Source organism: Pantoea sp. BS_8, assembly GCF_041954965.1.
Classification (GTDB): Bacteria; Pseudomonadota; Gammaproteobacteria; order Enterobacterales; family Enterobacteriaceae; genus Pantoea; species Pantoea stewartii.
This window is the reverse complement of record NZ_JAVAXU010000001.1, coordinates 489,143-506,095: the sequence shown is the minus strand read 5'-3', so window position 1 is coordinate 506,095 and position 16,953 is coordinate 489,143. Positions and strand designations below refer to the sequence as shown.

Annotated in this window: 13 protein-coding genes; 8 read left to right on the top strand and 5 right to left on the bottom strand. The window is 54.2% G+C overall.

Annotation, left to right across the window (positions count from 1 at the left end; genetic code table 11):
* Positions 1-188: 188 nt before the first annotated feature.
* Both pntA and pntB read left to right on the top strand, forming a co-directional pair.
* The gene (gene pntA, locus RAC65_RS02325; protein WP_205950217.1) at positions 189-1,721 is read left to right on the top strand and encodes a Re/Si-specific NAD(P)(+) transhydrogenase subunit alpha; all 1,533 of its coding nucleotides are present in this window, start codon (positions 189-191) and stop codon (positions 1,719-1,721) included.
* Positions 1,722-1,724: 3 nt separating this feature from the next.
* Positions 1,725-3,113: a Re/Si-specific NAD(P)(+) transhydrogenase subunit beta gene (gene pntB, locus RAC65_RS02320; protein ID WP_205950216.1), complete on the top strand. Its 1,389-nt coding sequence runs from the start codon at positions 1,725-1,727 to the stop codon at positions 3,111-3,113.
* Positions 3,114-3,159: 46 nt separating this feature from the next.
* On the opposite strand, the gene uspE is transcribed toward pntB, so the two are convergent.
* Positions 3,160-4,113, bottom strand: a complete 954-nt coding sequence (gene uspE, locus RAC65_RS02315) for a universal stress protein UspE (protein ID WP_006119247.1) — start codon at positions 4,111-4,113, stop codon at positions 3,160-3,162.
* A 118-nt stretch (positions 4,114-4,231) separates the two neighbouring features.
* A complete protein-coding gene (locus RAC65_RS02310) occupies positions 4,232-4,972 on the bottom strand; it encodes an FNR family transcription factor (RefSeq protein WP_006119246.1) in 741 nt (246 codons plus the stop codon).
* Positions 4,973-5,290: 318 nt separating this feature from the next.
* Between RAC65_RS02310 and smrA the strand changes: the two genes are divergently transcribed.
* Positions 5,291-5,857 (top strand): DNA endonuclease SmrA, encoded by a 567-nt coding sequence (gene smrA, locus RAC65_RS02305; protein WP_033741758.1) that lies wholly within the window; start codon positions 5,291-5,293, stop codon positions 5,855-5,857.
* Here smrA and RAC65_RS02300 read toward each other — a convergent pair.
* A complete protein-coding gene (locus RAC65_RS02300; protein WP_054633716.1) occupies positions 5,854-6,774 on the bottom strand; it encodes a LysR substrate-binding domain-containing protein in 921 nt (306 codons plus the stop codon). The genes smrA and RAC65_RS02300 overlap by 4 nt on opposite strands.
* A gap of 314 nt (positions 6,775-7,088) precedes the next feature.
* Between RAC65_RS02300 and RAC65_RS02295 the strand changes: the two genes are divergently transcribed.
* Together RAC65_RS02295 and RAC65_RS02290 are read left to right on the top strand one after the other, a co-directional pair.
* A complete protein-coding gene (locus RAC65_RS02295) occupies positions 7,089-8,429 on the top strand; it encodes an aromatic acid/H+ symport family MFS transporter (RefSeq protein ID WP_033741755.1) in 1,341 nt (446 codons plus the stop codon).
* A 67-nt stretch (positions 8,430-8,496) separates the two neighbouring features.
* Positions 8,497-9,837 carry a VOC family protein gene (locus tag RAC65_RS02290; RefSeq protein ID WP_054633717.1) on the top strand — a complete coding sequence of 447 codons (1,341 nt, stop codon included), beginning with the start codon at positions 8,497-8,499 and terminating at the stop codon, positions 9,835-9,837.
* 33 nt (positions 9,838-9,870) lie between these two features.
* On the opposite strand, the gene RAC65_RS02285 is transcribed toward RAC65_RS02290, so the two are convergent.
* Positions 9,871-10,305 carry a DoxX family protein gene (locus RAC65_RS02285; protein WP_058701859.1) on the bottom strand — a complete coding sequence of 145 codons (435 nt, stop codon included), beginning with the start codon at positions 10,303-10,305 and terminating at the stop codon, positions 9,871-9,873.
* Positions 10,306-10,491: 186 nt separating this feature from the next.
* Between RAC65_RS02285 and RAC65_RS02280 the strand changes: the two genes are divergently transcribed.
* Together RAC65_RS02280 and RAC65_RS02275 are read left to right on the top strand one after the other, a co-directional pair.
* Positions 10,492-12,009, top strand: coding sequence for a carboxylesterase family protein (locus RAC65_RS02280; protein ID WP_325990837.1), 1,518 nt, complete (start codon positions 10,492-10,494; stop codon positions 12,007-12,009).
* 171 nt (positions 12,010-12,180) lie between these two features.
* The gene (locus RAC65_RS02275; protein ID WP_375096317.1) at positions 12,181-13,863 is read left to right on the top strand and encodes a methyl-accepting chemotaxis protein; all 1,683 of its coding nucleotides are present in this window, start codon (positions 12,181-12,183) and stop codon (positions 13,861-13,863) included.
* A gap of 40 nt (positions 13,864-13,903) precedes the next feature.
* Here RAC65_RS02275 and pepT read toward each other — a convergent pair whose 3' ends face one another.
* The gene (gene pepT, locus RAC65_RS02270) at positions 13,904-15,157 is read right to left on the bottom strand and encodes a peptidase T (RefSeq protein WP_039340265.1); all 1,254 of its coding nucleotides are present in this window, start codon (positions 15,155-15,157) and stop codon (positions 13,904-13,906) included.
* Between the two features lie 127 nt (positions 15,158-15,284).
* Between pepT and RAC65_RS02265 the strand changes: the two genes are divergently transcribed.
* The gene (locus tag RAC65_RS02265) at positions 15,285-16,880 is read left to right on the top strand and encodes an ABC transporter substrate-binding protein (RefSeq protein WP_039340267.1); all 1,596 of its coding nucleotides are present in this window, start codon (positions 15,285-15,287) and stop codon (positions 16,878-16,880) included.
* The last annotated feature ends 73 nt before the right edge of the window (positions 16,881-16,953 follow it).

Below are 16,953 nucleotides of genomic sequence, written 5' to 3'. Positions count from 1 at the left end.
GAGGCCAAAACTGGATATTACCGCGAATGTGACATTGGTGCGTCTGTGCAGTAGATCACCTGTAACATTTTCAGTAGGTTTAGACACGATTATGCCCTTGCATTTATTCACACCGCCTGAACGCAGATGACGTCAGAGCAGTCTGTACCAAAAGGGTCATCATCCTTTAATCGATGAAAGGGAACACTATGTTAATTGGAATACCCAAAGAGCGGTCAGCCAATGAGTCGCGCGTGGCTGCCACGCCGAAAACCGTTGAACAACTCATCAGGCTGGGTTTTAGCGTCACGATTGAACAGGGTGCGGGTAAGCCTGCCAGTTTTGATGATGACAGCTATGTCAACGCCGGCGCCACGCTGACCGATCGCCAGCAGGTCTGGCAAGCCGATATTGTGCTGAAAGTGAATGCACCCGGTGAAGACGACATTGCACTGATGCGCGAGGGCAGCACGCTGGTCAGTTTTATCTGGCCTGCTCAGCACCCTGAACTGCTGGATAAACTGGCTGCGCGTAAGGTCACCGTTATGGCGATGGACGCCGTGCCCCGTATTTCCCGTGCGCAGTCGCTGGATGCGCTGAGCTCAATGGCCAATATTGCAGGTTATCGGGCCATCGTGGAGGCGGCACACGAATTTGGTCGCTTTTTCACCGGCCAGATCACCGCTGCCGGGAAAGTCCCGCCTGCCAAAGTGATGGTGATTGGTGCGGGCGTGGCGGGTCTGGCGGCAATCGGTGCCGCAGGCAGCCTGGGCGCGGTTGTTCGCGCCTTTGACACGCGTCCGGAAGTGAAGGAACAAGTGCAAAGTATGGGCGCAGAGTTCCTTGAACTGGATTTCAAAGAAGAGGCGGGCAGTGGTGATGGTTACGCCAGAGTCATGTCGGATGCTTTTATTAAAGCAGAAATGGCGCTGTTCGCTCAGCAGGCCCAGGAGGTGGATATTATTGTCACCACGGCGCTGATTCCGGGTAAACCTGCGCCGACGTTGATCACCAGGGAAATGGTGGCCAGCATGAAGCCTGGCAGCGTCATTGTTGACCTGGCGGCACAAACCGGCGGCAACTGTGCGCTTACCGTCGCCGATCGGGTCACTGTAACGGACAACGGCGTAAAAATTATCGGGTATACGGATCTGCCCAGCCGGTTACCGACGCAATCATCTCAGCTCTACGGCAGCAATCTCGTCAACCTGATGAAATTGCTTTGTAAAGAAAAGAATGGCGAGATCGTCATTGACTTTGATGACGTCGTCATCCGCAGTGTCACGGTGATTCGAGACGGCGAGATCACCTGGCCTGCGCCGCCAGTTCAGGTCTCCGCCGCGCCGAAGACCGCGGCTGCCGCTGCACCGGCGCAAACGAAAAGCCCGGCGGCACCCGTTTCCCCCCGGCGTAAATATGGGCTGCTGGCAGGCGCTGTCGTACTCTTCGCCTGCCTCGCGAATGTTGCCCCCAGTGAATTCCTGTCACATTTCACCGTCTTTGCGCTGGCCTGTGTGGTGGGCTACTACGTGGTCTGGAATGTGAGTCATGCGCTGCATACGCCGCTCATGTCAGTCACCAATGCGATTTCGGGCATTATTGTGGTAGGGGCAATATTGCAAATGGGGCACGGCGGCTGGGTGAGTTTTCTTTCTTTTATTGCCGTATTGATCGCCAGCATCAATATCTTCGGTGGCTTCACCGTCACGCAGCGTATGCTGAAAATGTTTCGTAAGGGGTAAGCTATGTCTGGCGGATTAGTGACGGCAGCCTATATCGTTGCTGCAATTCTGTTCATTATGAGTCTGGCGGGTCTTTCAAAACATGAGACCTCAAGACAGGGCAATATATTTGGTATCAGCGGCATGGCGATTGCGCTGATCGCGTCTGTATTTGGTCCCGACAGCAGTCATGTTGTCTGGATTTTGCTGGCGATGGTTATTGGCGGTGCCATCGGTATTCGGCTGGCGAAACGGGTAGAAATGACCGAAATGCCCGAGCTGGTGGCGATACTGCACAGCTTCGTCGGCCTGGCCGCCGTACTGGTAGGCATTAACAGCTATATCGATCATGCTCCTGGCTTGCCGGCGGTTATTGAAAACATCCATCTCAGCGAAGTCTTTATCGGCATCTTTATCGGTGCAGTCACCTTTACGGGCTCGCTGGTCGCCTTTGGCAAATTGTGTGGCAAAATCTCGTCGCGGCCCTTAATGCTGCCTCAGCGGCATAAGCTGAATCTGCTGGCGCTGGTCGTCTCGTTTTTACTGCTACTGTGGTTTGTTAACACGCAAAGTCGCGGTGCGCAGGTGTTTGCGCTGGTGATCATGCTTATCATAGCGTTGGCGTTTGGCTGGCACCTGGTGGCCTCCATCGGTGGTGCAGACATGCCGGTCGTTGTTTCGATGCTCAACTCTTATTCCGGTTGGGCGGCCGCAGCGGCAGGGTTTATGCTCAGTAACGATCTGCTTATCGTGACCGGTGCGCTGGTTGGTTCCTCGGGGGCAATTCTCTCTTACATAATGTGTAAGGCCATGAACCGCTCGTTTATCAGCGTCATTGCCGGTGGATTTGGCAGCGATGGCACAGCTTCAACGGCAAGTGATGAGACCGGCGAACATCGTGAAATCAGCGCAGAAGAAACGGCAGAGATGCTCCGATCTTCCCGTTCCGTGATCATTACGCCCGGCTACGGCATGGCCGTTGCACAGGCACAGTATCCGGTAGCGGAAATCACGGAAAAACTCCGCGCCCGCGGCATCAACGTGCGTTTTGGTATTCATCCGGTCGCCGGCCGTTTGCCTGGCCATATGAACGTTCTGCTGGCAGAGGCGAAAGTGCCTTATGACGTGGTGCTGGAAATGGACGAAATCAACGATGATTTTAGCGATACCGATACAGTACTGGTTATCGGGGCCAACGACACGGTTAATCCTGCGGCGCAGGATGATCCGGGCAGCCCGATTGCCGGTATGCCGGTGCTGGAAGTGTGGAAAGCGCAAAACGTTATTGTGTTCAAACGCTCAATGAATACGGGCTATGCCGGTGTGCAAAATCCGCTGTTCTTTAAAGAAAATACTCACATGCTATTTGGGGATGCCAAAGCCAGCGTAGAAAGTATTCTGAAAGCGCTGTAAAAGAAAAGGGCGACGATAACCGTCGCCCTTTTTACTGAAGGCCGCGTTAATCGTGCTCGTCTTCGTCGTCAAGCGTAATGGGCGAGACAAAATCATCCGGCTTAATCGCCAGCAGGTCACAGCGCAGGTGATCGATCACCTGCTCAGCCGTATTCCCCAGGAAAGCTGCCGACAGTCCGGTCCGTCCAATCGTCCCTAACACCACAATGCCCGCGCCAAGGTGGGCGGACAATTCCGGGATCACTTCTTCCGGCAGGCCTTTTTCAACGTGGGTAAACTCTTCACTGATGGAGAATTTTTGTCGCAGGGCCTTCATGGCTACCAGATGCTGGCCGCGAATGGCATCGTTGTAGACGCTGGGATCAAAATCGGGCAGTTCGATAGCAATGTTGATTGGCGTAATCGGATAGGCGCCCACCAGATGCACTTCGGTATGATTGACGCTTTCGGCCAGTTTAACGGTTTCGCGAATGAGTTTCTGATTAAGCGCATCGTGGTGCGGTTCTTCGCTGGCCAGATTGACCGCCACCAGCGCTTTGCCGCCTTCGGGCCAGGGTTGATCCTTAACCATCCACACCGGGCAAGGGCACTTACGTAACAGGTGCCAGTCTGTCGGTGTAAAAATAACGGCTTCCAGCCGGTCGTGCTGGTGCGCCATTTTCAGCACTAAATCATGTTGATGCGCCAGCACTTCCTGGATGATTGCTTCATAGGGCCGGTTGTGCCAGATGACTTTAATGTCTATATCCACACCAGCATCCAGATAAGCCTGCGCCTGTTCACGAATCCATTCCGAGCGCTGGCTGATCACACCCTGACGCATCGCGGTGCGTTCATCTGGTGACAGCAGGGTGGTCATTTCGTATGAAAAGTCGTAGATGGGCAGAAATGCTTTGATTTTGCCGCCGATAAGCTGGTTGAGATAGACCGCACGTCGCAGCGCGGGCTGGTCATCCTGCTGAGGATCAATGGCGACCAGAATGTTTTGATACTGGGACATAGGCTACTCTCCTTAGACCGACGCGACTGGTTTAAAGATAGCCTATGTTAAGTGCACTAAGAAAGTGAAAAGATGTAGCCGGATCAACAAAATAAGATTTGTTAACCCGGCCTGAGGATTACGCCGCCTGGTGACTCTGACCGGCCAGCGCTTCCAGCATCGCGTGGTTCTCAATGGTGATATATTTGCCTTTTACGGCCAGCATACCCGATTTCTGGAAACGCCCCAGCAGTCGGCTAATGGTTTCAACGGTTAAACCCAGATAGTTCCCGATATCGCCGCGCGTCATCGTCAAACGGAACTCACGCTGTGAGAAGCCGCGCTGACCATAGCGGCGGGATAAGTTCCAGACGAAGGCGGCCAGGCGCTCTTCCGCGTTTTTCTTGGACAGCAGCAAAATCATGTCCTGGTCGCCTTTAATTTCACCGCTCATCAGGCGCATCATCTGCTGACGCAGGGCAGGCATTTTGCCGGACAGGTCATCCAGCGTATCGAAAGGAATTTCGCAGACCATCGCCGTTTCCAGCGCCTGGGCGAAGCTGGGATGACTGGCGTTCATAATGGCGTCAAATCCCACCAGATCGCCGGCCAGGTGAAAACCGGTGATTTGTTCATCTCCCTGCTCGGTGATGGTATAGCTTTTAATGGTGCCGGAACGGATTGCGTAGAGCGACTTCAGCTCATCACCCGCTTTGAACAGCGTATGGCCTTTTTGAATGGGTTTTTTTCGCTCAATAATATTATCAAGCTGATCCAGCTCATGTTCATTAAGGGTGAAAGGGATGCATAGCTGACTGATGCTGCAATCCTGGCAGTGAATCGCACAACCGCCTGACTGAATACGTTTTTCAGGGAACATAGTAGTTTGCTCGACGATAATTGACTGGGGTCAATTTTACCATTTTCTCGGTGTAAGGGAACTCATCCGAGCAGTTTTTAGGCATACAAAAAGTGTGGTTTCCGCAATACTGCTAAAGGCTGTTATGACAGGGTTTTTTGATGTCATCTTATTAAGATCGTAAACAAATCTTTACGGATTTTTGATCTCATACAGAATTTATCTTAATCTGAAAGGCCAGAAGGGACGATAAAAACGGGATTAGCGCAGGCTTTACCGATTTTGCTACTATTTGGTTTCAAGTCAATTTTGCGTCATATCATTTACCAGGGGCGAGCCATGAACCTTGACGATGACAATCTGTTTCGTGACGCGATGAATGACGTTACGCCACTCAAAGATGCAGAAAATACGCGCTGGAATCACAGCGCCGCCAGCAAAAAAGTGCCGCCTCGGTCACCAGAACCTGAAGACGAAAACTTTTTAACCCGCGGTTACCTGGACATCATTCCTCTTGAGCAGCAACTTGAGTTTAAAGCTGAAGGCATCCAGCAGGGCGTGCTGGATAAATTACGCAAGGGGCAATATGCGCTGGATGCCAGCCTGAATCTGCTACGCCAGCCTGTTGAAACCTGCCGTCAAAATTTGTTTACCTTCATGCAGGATGTCCGTAAAGCCGGATACAGAAACCTGCTGATTATTCACGGCAAAGGCCGGGACAATGACTCTCATGCCAACATTGTGCGCAGCTATCTTGACCGCTGGTTGCGTGAATTTGACGACGTCCAGACCTTTTGTGTCGCACAGAAGCAGCATGGCGGCTCCGGTGCGCTCTATGTCGGTCTACGCAAAACGGAAAAAGCGCGTCAGGAAAACTGGGAGCGCCATGCTAAACGCAGTCGCTAGCTGTGAAACTTACGAATGGTACTCATCAACACTTCGGCGCTCAGGCTTAAGGTGTTACCGGTGCGCGTGATTATCCCTACGGGTTCACCCGGGCCGGGAGAGGTGATGGGCAACGATATCAGGGCATTGTGGTTGAGATCTTCTTTGACGGCCCCGGAAGGCACAAACCAGATGTAGTCATAGCGCAGCGCCAGCTGACGGGCCAGCGACGTTGAAGACGTTTCGACGCAATGGGGCGGCAGACAGCACCCTTGCTCATCCAGCATCTGCTGTGCCAGGCGGCGCGGCGCGGTGCCTTCCGGGGAAATCACAACAGGCCACTGCATGGCACGTGAAAGCGTGACGTTGTCACTTAAAAGCGGATGCTCCGGTCTGACGACCAGCTTTAATGACTCCAGAAACAGCAGTTCATAGGTCAGGCCGGTCATCATCTCTTTATCCGCCATTCGGCCGATGCCCAGATCAAACTCGCCCGCTCTCAGCCCCGCCAGCAACACATTATTATGTAAGGTGGCAACCTGAATGGTCGTGTTGGGACGCAGTTGGTGAAAACGGTCAAGAATCTGTGGCAACATGCCCATCGCCGCCGTGGTTAAGGCACCAAGACGAATGACTACCGGACGCTCGTTAATCTGTTCATTAAAACTCTGGCCGGCATGATTCAGCGCTTCTAACACTTTTACCGCATGGATAAGAAACTGTTCTCCCATGGTGGTCAGTTGTGCGCCCAGCCGACCGCGTTCGAACAGGCGGACGCCGGTGAGTTCTTCAAGTTCGTTGAGGGTTTTAGAAAGCGCAGGTTGACTGAGACTTAAGGTCTCGGCTGCACGCCCCAGGGTTCCCTGCTGCGCGACGGCAACAAAGGCATGTAAATGGCGCAAGCGAATGCGCTGATTGAAAAGGATATTTTTTTCCATTTACCCAACTTAATGACATTGCCAGGTGACAGGCAACTATTTAAGCTGGATTTTGTTAACTTTGCTGCAAATTTTTATTAACAATGTGTACTTTTTGCAGCGGAGCGTTTTAAGTGGTTGATTATTAATGATGCCGTTGTTTTTTTGCCTGACACAACGTTTTTCACGGTTGCTGAAAAAACATCAACTTACCGCATTGCTTCTGCTTCGGTCGGAAATTTCATGCGTTTTATCGTTAACGATCAGCTATCATAAGTGCCGTTTTTTTTACCAAATCTGATAGTTGATTAAGTCAGCCGTTGAGGAGTTTACCCGTGAGCAGTGTCGAGGCGGTAGATGTTCGCCAGTTAATTAATCAGGGTACTCTGAGTGGTGGCCAAATTCGGTTAATTGTACTCTGTTTTATCGTGGTTGCGCTCGATGGTATGGATATTGCCCTGATGGGTTTTATCGCGCCGACGCTGAAAACCGCCTGGCACGTCAGTACTCATCAGTTGGGTGTCGTGATCAGTGCAGCGCTGATTGGTCTGGCGCTGGGGGCGATGGTCGCCGGGCCGCTGGCCGACCGCTTTGGCCGCCGGTTAATGATCATTTTCAGCGTCCTGTTTTTTGGTCTGTGGACGCTGGTGACCGCATTTTCCCATAGTATCGAACAGATGATCCTGTTCCGTTTTTTGACCGGGCTGGGGCTGGGAGCGGCCATGCCCAACGTCAGTACGCTGGTGGCTGAATATGCGCCGGAGCGGCGCCGTTCATTCATTATCACCGTGGTGTTTTGTGGCTTTACCTTTGGGGCCGCCAGCGGCGGCTTTGCCGCGTCATGGTTGTTACCGCGTTACGACTGGCATTCCGTTCTGTTGCTGGGCGGCATTCTTCCTTTGCTGGTCCTGCCGGTCCTGATCCGTCAGCTTCCTGAATCGGTACGTTTCCTGATTAGTCGCGGTGCGCCCGCGCAGCACATTCGCGCCATTCTTGAACGTATTCTTCCCGGCAGTACGAGCCCGGATACGCATTTCCATGCGACCGAAGCGGAAAAATCACCTGCTGAACACAGCGCCATCGCAACGGTCATTTCTCCTCGCTACCGCATCGGCAGCCTGATGCTCTGGGGCGGCTATTTTATGGGGCTGTTCCTGGTGTATCTGATCGGCAGCTGGCTGCCATCCCTGGTCAATACACAGGGAATGTCCGTGACGGAAGCGGCGATAATCACCGCGATGTACCAGGCAGGCGGCACGCTGGGATCGCTGTTTGCCGGCTGGCTGATGGATCGCTTCAATGCCAGTCTGTCGCTGGCTGTGATCTACTTCTGCGGCGGTATCGCTATTGTCGCGCTGGGTTTTTCACCGCCGCAGGTCGTTATCATGAGCGCCATTGCCTTTTGCAGCGGTTTTTGTTTTAACGGAGCGAATACCGGCATGAATGCGCTTTCCGCCAGCTACTATCCTACCCATGCCCGCGCAACCGGTTCCAGTTGGATGCACGGGGTGGGCCGAATCGGCGCCATCCTCAGTGCCTTTGTCGGGGCTGAAATGTTGTCACTCGGCTGGTCGTTCAGCGTTATTTTCTTGCTGCTCGCCATACCGGCACTGCTGACCACCGTGATGCTGGTGGTGAAAAATCGCTACGGTTTTAAGCCGATCACAAATTCATGATATTTTCCGCTGACCGCAGCGCGTTGGATTACAGTAGCTGCAACGCTCATGCTGTCAGGTGGTAAATATGGATAACTTTATCAGTGCGGATACGATTCGCACGGGCTTCTCCCAGGCCATGTCGGACATGTATCAGCAGGAAGTGCCGCTCTACGGGACGCTGATGCAGTTGGTGAAAGCGGTTAATGAGGCAACGCTTGCGGCTGATAGCGTGCTAGAGCAACGGCTGACCGAGGCCGATGAACTCAGCCGCCTCAGTCTGGAGCGCCACGGGGCCATTCGCGTCGGTAGCGCGGACGAGCTTGCCATGCTGCGCCAGATGTTTGCCGTCATGGGCATGTTTCCGGTGGGCTATTATGATCTGTCGCAGGCGGGCGTACCGGTGCACTCCACCGCGTTTCGCCCCATTGATGATGAAGCGCTGCAGCGCAATCCTTTTCGTATTTTTACCTCGCTGTTACGGCTGGAGCTGATTGCCGACCCGGCGCTTCGGGATGAAGCCGCACGGATATTAGCCTCGCGCGATATTTTCACGCCGGAATGCCGAAACCTTATCGCGCTGCATCAACAGCAGGGCGGACTGACGGCGCCCCAGGCGCAGGCGTTTATCAACGAAGCGCTCGAAACCTTCCGCTGGCATTCACACAGCCTTGTGGAGAGCCGCACCTATCAGGCGCTGAACCAACAACATCGGTTGATCGCGGATGTAGTATGTTTTCCGGCCTGCCATATCAATCATCTTACGCCACGCACGCTGGATATTGATCGTGTTCAGGCGCTGATGCCGACGTATGGCATTGATCCCAAAACGGTGATCGAAGGTCCACCCCGGCGCAAGGTGCCTGTTTTGTTACGCCAGACCAGCTTCAAGGCACTGGAAGAACCCGTCATTTTCACCGACGGTTTTCAGGGCACGCACACGGCGCGCTTCGGTGAGATCGAACAGCGCGGCGCGGCCTTAACGCCGCAGGGCCGCGCGCTTTACGATCGTCTGCTCAGCGAAGCCGGGAGCGGTGCGGATAATCAGCAGCACCAGCAGCAGCTCACGGCGACCTTTGCGGCTTTCCCGGATGATGAAAACGCATTACGTGAAGCCGGCTTAGCCTGGTTTACTTATCGGCTCAGCGAAAAAGGGCGAGCGGAACCGCCACAGCGTGGGGAATCACTGGCAAGTCTGATTGAGCAGGGGCGGATTCTGGCGGATCCTGTTATTTATGAAGATTTTCTGCCTGTCAGTGCGGCAGGGATTTTTCAGTCTAATCTCGGGGACAAAACGCCGACACGTTCGGCGGGACAGGCAAGCCGGAGCAGCTTTGAAACCGCACTGGGCTGCCCCGTGCAGGATGAAATGGTGCTGTATGCGGAGCGGCAGCGGGCGTCCTTACAGCGCTGCGGCATCACCTTATAATATGAACGGGGGCGGAACCGCCCCGTTTTTTCTTTACTGCAGGCGCGTATCACGGACCAGCGTAAATCTTCCCGCCCCCAGAAACATCACCACCAGAGCGCCGAACAGGTAAAGTGCTTCCGTTTCCAGTGCCCAGGCACCGACATCGGTGCGATGCCATACTGCGCCGGTTTTGACCAGCAGCGTGGCGACAACCATATTCACGGCAATGATAAACGCCGCTGGCCGGGTCATGAAGCCTGCGATCAGCATCAGCGGTGCAATTATTTCCCCTATCCAGGCACCCCAGGCGATAAAGCCCGGCAGACCGTGTTGTCGCAGTAAATGGGCAATCCAGCCCACGCCATGCACGAGCTTAAACTCACCATGAAACAGCAATAATCCCCCCAGAGTCAGACGTAGCAACAGTTTGCCGAGATCGGGATGATCGGTCATGCGCACAAAAACCTGATTGATACCGCTAAACATTGTCAGTTCCTCAAAGGCGTTTTCGTTACGCTCTCCACTAAAAACATTTTCATGACAGGGGTCAATCACGGCGACGCCTTCGGGCGATTTTTCAGCGCATTTAACGTTTTGCTTAACAGCGCGTCAGAACTGGACAACATCAGATTGCCTGAAATAATGAAAAGGCACGCTAACAAGGAACACTGCATGAAAAATGACGGCCTGAAAATCGCGCTGACTGACGGAGAACTGCAGGGCACCCTTGATGACGGGATCTTTGTATTCAAGGGCATTCCGTATGCGGCACCGCCTGTCGGCGCGTATCGCTGGCGCGCGCCACAACCGGTTAAGCCCTGGCACGGTGTACGCAATGCACAGCACTTTTCTGCAGCGAGTTGGCAGAATCGTGACTACTGCCTGGCGATTGGCGGAGGCGATCCTGGTGTATTCAGTGAAGACTGCCTGTACCTCAACGTCTGGACGCCAGAGCTGCAGCCAGAGGTTCCACTCCCGGTCATGGTCTGGCTTCACGGCGGTGGCTTTACGATCGGTTCAGGTGGGCTGGCACCCTATAGTGGAAAACCCTTAGCCTCGCGGGGTGCGGTGGTGGTGACCCTTAATTACCGTTTGGGACATCTGGGTTTTTTTGCTCATCCCGCACTGGAAAAAGAGCAGGCTGACACGGGCCATATCAACAATTTCGCGCTGCTTGATCAGATCGCGGCATTACGATGGGTACAGCAGCATATCGCCGCGTTTGGCGGGAATGCCAGCAACGTGACGCTGTTTGGCGAATCGTCGGGCGCCCGCAGTGTGCTTTCGCTTTGCTGCTCACCGCTGTCCCGGGGGTTGTTCCACAAAGGGATCGTGCAAAGTGCCTATAGCCTGCCAGACGTCACCCGCGACGCGGCACGTGAAAAAGGCGTTATGGTGGCGACCGCGCTGGGTTTACCGGCGGATGCCAGCATGGCGCAGCTGCGTGAGCTGCCTGCGGACGCCTTCTGGCCGCTGGACAGCTCGCTGGGCCTCGGCCCGGTGGCCATTGCCGGTGATACGGTGCTGCCCGAGCCGGTCCTGAAAACGTTGATGGCGGGAAAACAGCACCGCCTGCCGCTGATGGCGGGCAGTAACAGCGATGAAGCGAGCGTACTGGTCTGGTTTGGCGTGGAGGCTGCCGCCGTGGTGGGACAGCTACGGCGTAATAACCATTTTCATTATCGGTTACTGCGCTGGATTTACCGTACCGGGGATGATGCGCTGCTGGGGCGGGCTGTCGCGCGGGATATGACGTTTAGCATTGTGCCCTGGCTGATCATGCGTGCGCAGGAGAAAGCGGGCATGCCGGGCTGGCGCTACTGGTTCGACTACGTTTCAGAACGATCGCGCGATCTCTACCCGCACGGCACCTGGCATGGTAATGAAATCCCTTACGTGATGAATACGCTGGCGATGATGCCGCCTGCCGACGACGACCGCACCTTTACCGCCGCAGACCATGCTTTTTCTCAACAGGTCTGCGATTACTGGTTTCGCTTCGCACGTGATGTAACCCCGCACACGACGATGATTGAAGGCAAACAACGCTGGCCCGCCTGGCGCAAAAAGCATGACGTGACAATGTCACTAGGATGGCAGGGTCAAGCGGCTCTCAAACTGTTACCGGGTTTTATGCGCCGCCGCCTCGCTTTGTTCCGTTTGATGATGTCCCGCCTGGTGCGACTGTAAAGGGTGAACCAGCGCGGTGCATGCCAGACGTACGCCGGCCTGCACATTTCCACCCGCACATTATCTGTGCGGGTGGATGAAAAAAAATAACAATACCGTTACATTTTCCCGCGAGCTGCCGATAAATCTCCTGTGTCCGGTTTTACGGATTAACGTTCAAGGGATTTCTGTATGGGTATGCTTAAAAATTTCACTATTCGCACGGTTATGTTGACCATTCTGGGACTGTTTAGTCTGTTGTGGAGCGGCATTGGGCTGTTCAGCATTCATTCGCTTAACTCCCTCAGTGATGGCAATGATGTGGATCGCCATATCGTTGAGCAGATGACCGCGTTAAGTCAGGGTAACGACCAGTATTTTCGTATGATTACGCGTTTGTCGCGTGTGATGGAGAAAAAGGTCGCCGGTGTCGCCCAGGATGACACCGCCTTTGCTCCGGTACAGCAGGCGTTAGATAACATGCGTCATCAACTGGCGCTGTTTAAACAGCTGTCACCCGGACCTATGGACGCGGCCGTGACGAATGAGGTCATTGATAAATGGCAGCAACTGCTGGATCAGGGCGTCACCGTGCAGTTGCAGCGTGCCCGTCAGGATTCGCTGGATGCCTATCGTCAACAGGCGAATGACGTCACACCTGCGCTCAGCCGCGCCTTCGGTGCCAGCACCGAAGCGTTTAACAACGTGGCGAACAAGAAACTGGGACAAACCCGTGTTGAAGTGGATCGTCTGACCGCCGTGACTAAAACGATGATTTCAGCCACCGTGGTGATTGGTCTGCTGATTCTGCTGTTTACCGATCGTTATCTGGTCACAATGCTGGTCAAACCGCTGGAGAAGATTCGCGAGCATTTTGCCGTAATCGCCAAAGGGGATCTCAGTAAACCCGTTCAGGATATGGGCCGTAACTGCGTTGGTAAACTGGTTCCGCTGCTCAGTGCGATGCAGGACAGCCTGCGTGATGCGGTCAGTGCCATTCGCAGCGGCACAGAGAATATCTCGCGCGGTGCCGCCGAAATCTCTATTGGTAATAACGATCTGTCCTCCCGTACGGAAGAGCAGGCTGCCGCGCTGGAGCAAACCGCCGCCAGTATGGAACAGCTGACCGCGACCGTGAAATTTAATGCGGAAAATGCCCGTCAGGCCAGTGCACTGACCGAAGCGGCAACGCTGACGGCGAAGCAGGGCGGCAACCTGGTGGATGAAGTTGTGACCACCATGAACGGCATTTCCGACAGCTCGAAGAAAATCGCTGAGATCACCAACGTCATTAACGGCATTGCGTTTCAGACCAACATTCTGGCACTGAATGCGGCCGTAGAAGCCGCGCGTGCCGGTGAACAAGGGCGAGGCTTTGCCGTCGTCGCCAGTGAAGTGCGCAATCTGGCACAGCGCAGCGCCGGTGCGGCGAAAGAAATCGCCGGGCTGATTGCCGATTCTGTGCAGCGCGTGGAAAAGGGCGCGGAACTGGTGGATACCACCGGCGGCACGATGAGCGGCATTTTAAAATCCGTCCAGGATGTGGATGCAATTATGAAGCAGATCGCCGCCGCCTCGGAAGAGCAGAGCAAGGGCATTTCTCAGGTTGGTACGGCCGTGACGGAAATGGACAGTGTGACGCAGCAAAACGCGGCTCTGGTTGAAGAGGTTTCTGCCGCCGCCAGCGCGCTGGCGCTGCAGACGGAAGCGCTTCAGGCTTCTGTTGCACAGTTCCGGTTATCGAGCGATGCGCCGGTAGCGCTGACACAGGACAGAAGGCCGCCAGCGGCGTCTGCAGGCCCTGCAACAGCACCGTCTCCTGTACTGCGTCCAAAAGCCGCCACAGCGGACAACGGCGAATGGGTCACCTTCTAATCAATATGACTACCGCCTTCATCATGAAGGCGGTGATGTTTCAACTGCCTGTCTTTGCCGTACTCCCCGATTGCGCCGCCAGATAACACAGTTTTTCCGCGACCTGATACGACTTAACGAACGACTTCACCGGCAGGAATTCGAAACGTGAATGGAAATTGTGCGCGCCTGTGAAAAAGTTAGGGGTGAAAATACCGCGGGCAGATAAGGCCGCGCCATCGGTACCGCCGCGCATGGGAATCACTTTGGGTGTAATGTCCAGATCGCGCATGGCAGCAAAAATCAGATCCAGCGCCCGGCGGTCGTCGCCCATGGCATTGCTGATATTGCTGTAAATATCGTGAATCGTTATCTCGACCTGTCCGGTGGGATAGCGTTCAGCAATCAGGCTGGCAACATGCTGCAATTGTTCTTTGCGCGCGGCAAAGCTCGCCAGATCGAAATCGCGAATTGATGCTTTCAGCGTCGCAACACTGGCATTGGCCTGCATTTCATTGAACCAGATATAGCCTTCACGGCCTTCCGTGTGTTCGGGCGTCGCCTGCCTGTCGAAGTGACTGATAAAGTCATGGGCCATCAGCAGCGGGTTGACCAGCACACCTTTACCGGACATCGGATGGGCGGGAACCCCGGTGAAACGCAGCTCTGCCGCCGCGCCATTGAAGTTTTCATAGACCACTTCACCCAGTTCACAACAGTCGATGGTCCAGGCAAAGTCCACATTAAAGCGGGTGTTAAGATCCAGCGCTTTGGCACCGCGCAGGCCAATCTCTTCATCGGGGACAAACGCGACGACTACATCACCGTGCTGACCCTGCAGGTTTTCCATTAACGTCATAACAACGCTAACCGCCGCTTTGTTATCGGCGCCCAGCACGCTGGTCCCGTCGCTGAAAATAATGTCCTGGCCCATATAAGGGGCAATTTCAGGATGCGCATCCCGGCGCAGCCAGATGTTCTGTTCGGGATTAAGGCACAGATCTTCGCCCTGCCAGGTCAGGATCTGCGGGTGAATATCAGGTGACAGACCGACGTCAACCGTATCAATGTGCGTAATAAACCCAATGCGTGGCGCGTCAGGGCAGTTGCCCGGTTTAACTGCCGTTACCGTCGCCTGTTCATCAACGACGACCTGTTCAAGCCCCAGTTCGCGCAATTCATCCGCCAGCAGCGCCGCCATCGCATGTTGACTCGGGGTGCTCGGTAAGGTGCTGGACTTTGCATCACTCTGACTGCTCACCGCCAGATAACGGAAAAAACGCGTGATCAACTGCGTCTGAAGTTTGTCGGTCATCACTAATCCTTATTAGTTGACTACATGAGGGGTTCGCTATGGTGAAGATTCATGCTATCAATCCACTGTTTGCACCGTTTATTTAGAGAGTCTGATATATAGAAGTCAACATAAAGCGAGGATAATAATGAGAAACAGGTTTACAACCCTGGGATTGCTGACGGCCGGTATCGCATTGGCAGGAAGTGTTAACGCGACGACGCTGGTCTACTGCTCAGAAGGCTCACCGGAGAACTTTAATCCGCAACTTTACACCTCGGGAACCAGCGTGGATGCCAGTGCCGTGCCGGTGTTTAACCGCCTGGTTGATTTTAAAACCGGCACCACAGAATTAATTCCAGGCCTTGCAGAACGCTGGGAGATCAGTCCCGACGGCAAAGTCTATACGTTCCATCTGCGGCATAACGTTAAATTTCAGAGCAATAAGCTGTTTACGCCCAGTCGTGATTTTAATGCGGATGACGTCATCTTCTCTTTTATGCGCCAGATGGACAGCAACCATCCCTATCACAACGTCTCGGGCGGGCACTATTCCAACTTCGACAGTCTTGAACTGGCCACGTTAATCACCCACATTGACCGCGTTGACGATCACACCGTGCGCTTTACGCTGGCGCACCCGGAAGCGCCATTTCTGGCCGATCTGGCCTGGTATTTCGCCTCCATTCACTCGGCAGAATATGCAGACAAGATGCTGAAAGCCGGCACACCGGAAAAAGTGGATAGCGATCCCATCGGAACAGGGCCTTTCCAGTTGGTTCAGTATCAAAAAGACTCACGCATTCTGTATAAGGCGTTTCCGGACTACTGGCAGGGCAAGGCCAGACTGGATAGGCTGATTTTCAGCATCACGCCAGACGCGGCCGTGCGCTACGCCAAACTGGAAAAAAATGAGTGTCAGGTCATGCCGTTCCCGAATCCTGCCGATCTCGAAAAAATGAAACAAAATCCGGACATCACGCTGAAACAGGCCGCGGGACTGAATACCGGTTTCCTGGCCTTTAACACCACCAAAGCCCCGACCGATAATGTGCAGGTTCGCCAGGCGCTGGCCATGGCGATCAACAAGCCTGCTATTATCGAGGCGATTTTTAAAGGCACTGGCGTGGTGGCGAAAAACATTCTGCCCCCCGGCGTCTGGAGTGCCGACAAAGACCTGAAGGATTACGATTACGATCCGGAAAAAGCGAAAGCGTTATTGCAACAGGCAGGCGTGAAACCAGGGACGGAAATTGCGCTCTGGGCGATGCCGGTACAGCGTCCCTATAATCCCAACGCACGCAGAATGGCGGAGATGATCCAGGCAGACTGGGCAAAAGTGGGCATCAAAGCCAATATTGTCAGTTACGAATGGGGCGAATACCTGAAACGTGTGCGCAGCGGTGAACATCAGGCGGCCCTGATGGGCTGGACGACGGCAACCGGGGATCCGGATAACTTCTTTGGTCCGCTTTACAGCTGCACGTCGGCGAAAGGGGGATCGAACTCATCAAAATGGTGCTATCAGCCCTTTGAAAAGCTGATTACCGCCGCCCGTGCCGAACCCGATCAAGCCAAACGTACGGTCATGTATCTGCAGGCGCAGCAAATCATGCACGACCAGATGCCGGCCGTAATGATTGCCCATTCCACCATTTTCGAACCGATCCGCAAATCGGTGACCGGTTACGAAGTGGATCCCTTCGGCAAACATATCTTTTATCAGGTCGATATTAAGCCGTAATGTCCGTCACCGGCTTCACAAGGAGGTGAGTCGGTTTGCCTGCAAAATCCCTGATATGTTGTACAGTTAACCT